The following is a 2672-nucleotide window of genomic DNA, read 5'->3' as shown; positions in this document are numbered from 1 at the left end:
CTGTTTCTCACTCTGGCCAGGGTAGTGAGTATGTTTTGACGTTTGTGAAGAACTTCATGGCTTCGATGACGCCTTCCTTGACGCCGTTTCCGCTGTCCTTGATGCCGCCGAAGGGGGACATTTCGATGCGGTAGCCGGGTTGTTCCCAGATGTTGCAGGTTCCGACGTCCAGGCCGTTGATATAGGCGATCGCGCGGTTCAGGTCGTTGGTGCAGACGCCCGAGGACAGGCCGAACTCGGTGCTGTTGGAGATCGCCATGACCTCGGTGTCATTGTCCGGCACGCGGACGATGGGGATGATGGGGCCGAAGGTTTCCTCCATCACCAGTTCGCTGTCATGGGGCACCTTGTCGACCACGATGGGCGGCAGCAGCGCGCCCTGACGGCCGGGGTGATAGAGGATTTCCGCCCCGTCTTCCTCGGCCATGTAGACGCGTTTTTCGAACAGTTCGGCGGCCTCGGCATGGATCACGCAACCCAGCTCGGTCGCGGGGTCCTGTGGGTCGCCGAACTTGATCTTTTTGGCCTTTTCCAGCACCAGCGGCACGAATGTGTCGGCCACGCTTTCCTGCACCAGAATGCGTTTGATCGCGGTGCAGCGCTGGCCCGAGTTGCCGGTGGCCCCGGCCACGGCGATGGTCGCGGCTTTCTCGAGATCGGCATTGCTCAGGTCGTTCAGAACGATCAGGGGATCATTGCCGCCCAGTTCCAGCGCCTGACGTTTGTAACCCGCTTTCGAGGCGATCATCTTGCCCACCGGAACACCGCCGGTGAAGGTGATGATGTCGATGTTATCGTTGACGATCATCTCTTCGCCGATGTCCTGCGGCCAGCCGGTGACCACCTGGAACATCTCGGGCGGCAGACCGGCCTCATAGAGGATATCCGCCAGCGTCAGAGCGGTCAGCGGTGTCAGCTCGGTCGGCTTGCACACCATGCAGTTGTTGGTCGCAATCGCGGGGGCGATCTTGTGGCTGACCATGTTCAGCGGGTGGTTGAACGGGGTGATCGCGCTGATGGCCTTGACCGGTTCGCGTTTGGTGAAGATCTTGCGTTCCTTGCCGTTGTGGGTCAGGTCGCACGAGAAGATCTCGCCATCGTCCTTCAGCGCCTCGGCGGCGGCGAACTGATAGACGTCCTGCGCGCGCTTGGTCTCGTAGATCGCGTGCTGGTGGCAGATGCCCAGTTCCAGCGTCAGCCACTTGGCCAGATAGTCGCGCTTTTCGCCGATCAGTTCGCCGGCACGTTGCAGGATCTGGCTGCGCTCGTACCGGGTCAGCCTGGGCGTGTAGTTCGCGGCGATCTCGAACGCCTTGCGGGCGTGTTCGGCGGTGCCCGCAGGCACATGGCCGACCACTTCGTTGGTGTAGGGGTAACGCACAGGGACGGTGGCCTCGGTGAAGACAACCTCTCCACCGATGCGCATCCCCTCGTTGCGGATGTCGGATGTGTTCATGATCCCGTCCATTTACTGAGCCGCCGCTGTGGTGGCGTAGAAGAAAGCGTCAAAGTTGCGCAGTTCGGGCGCGTTGCCCAGATCGATGACGCGGTTGACGATGAAGGGGACCTCCTGCTCGGTCAGGCCACCGTGGCTGCGCAGCGGTTCCTTCAGCGCGGCCAGATCGTGCCGGTCGGCCGAGGTGCCGATGGTCATGGTCTCGCCCGAGATCATGACGATGTCGCCGATCCGGTCGGCGGGCAGTTCAAAGCGGCGGATCGCCTCTTCCTTGTCGACGACCAGGATCATGTCCTCGATCGCGTCCAGCCTGGCCATGATGCCGGCCTTGTCCGCGCCTTCCGGCAGATAGGCCGTGGCAAAGGACCCCAGCGCGCCGTGGTGCACCACATAAGGGTCGGTGATCGGCAGGATGACACGGGCGGCGTCCTTGCCCAGCCATTCGTCCATCAGGTCCTGCGCATAGATGACATTGGGCTCGCCCGCCGCGTTGTGCTTGGGCTTCATGCCGTGGTCGGCAGTGACGACGATGGCGGCGCCCATTTCGTCCAACTCGCCCAGATACTTGTCGAACATGGCGTAGAAATCCAGCGCGCCCTGCTGATCGGGGGCGAACTTGTGCTGGATGTAGTCGGTGGTCGACAGGTACATGATGTCCGGCTTGAATTCCTTCAGCAGTTTGACGCCGGCGGCGAACACGAATTCGGACAGGTCGGCCGAATAAACCTCGGGGACCGGCATGCCCAGCCAGTCGCTGGCGTTGTCGATGCCGTGCTCGGCCCTGGTGGTCTCACCCGACCGTTCCGAGGAAAACGCAACCGCGCGGTCTTCGTCGAACTTCAGGCCGGCCCCCAGCAGCGCGCGCAGCTTGTCCTTGGCGGTGACCATGGCGACGCGATAGCCCGCGTCGTAGAATTGCGAGAAGATGGTCGGCGCGCGCAGGAACCGCACATCGTTCATCATCACCTCTTCACCGCTGTCCGGGTCGATCAGGTAATTGCCGCAGATGCCATGCACGATCGGCGGGCGCCCGGTGGCGATGCTGAGATTGTTGGGGTTGGTGAAGCTGGGGATCACCGAATGCGCCAGACGATCGGTGCCGGTTTCCCGAATACGCTTGAGCGTCGGCATCAGCCCCTTGGCAATCGCCACTTCCAGATATTCCGGCTCGCACCCGTCCAGACAGATCGCAATGGCCGGAACCTTCGGCTGAGGA

General features: G+C 62.2%; 2 protein-coding genes. Both read right to left on the bottom strand.

Annotation, left to right across the window (positions count from 1 at the left end; translation table 11 throughout):
- Window positions 1-7: 7 nt before the first annotated feature.
- On the bottom strand, window positions 8-1456 hold the full coding sequence (phnY, locus tag GOX88_RS23210) for a phosphonoacetaldehyde dehydrogenase (protein WP_170407809.1): 1449 nt from the start codon (window positions 1454-1456) through the stop codon (window positions 8-10).
- Window positions 1457-1468: 12 nt separating this feature from the next.
- Window positions 1469-2672 (bottom strand): phosphonoacetate hydrolase (phnA, locus tag GOX88_RS23205; RefSeq protein WP_170407806.1); only part of this gene is annotated, 1204 nt, incomplete at its 5' end.

It is taken from the genome of Ruegeria arenilitoris, from assembly GCF_013030985.1.
Lineage (GTDB): Bacteria > Pseudomonadota > Alphaproteobacteria > Rhodobacterales > Rhodobacteraceae > Ruegeria > Ruegeria arenilitoris_B.
This window is presented reverse-complemented; position numbering and strand designations above follow the sequence as displayed.

Bases quoted from the DNA above. Each gene is read 5' to 3' on its own strand.
- phnY (WP_170407809.1), bottom strand. From the start codon at position 1,456: ATGAACACATCCGACATCCGCAACGAGGGGATGCGCATCGGTGGAGAG.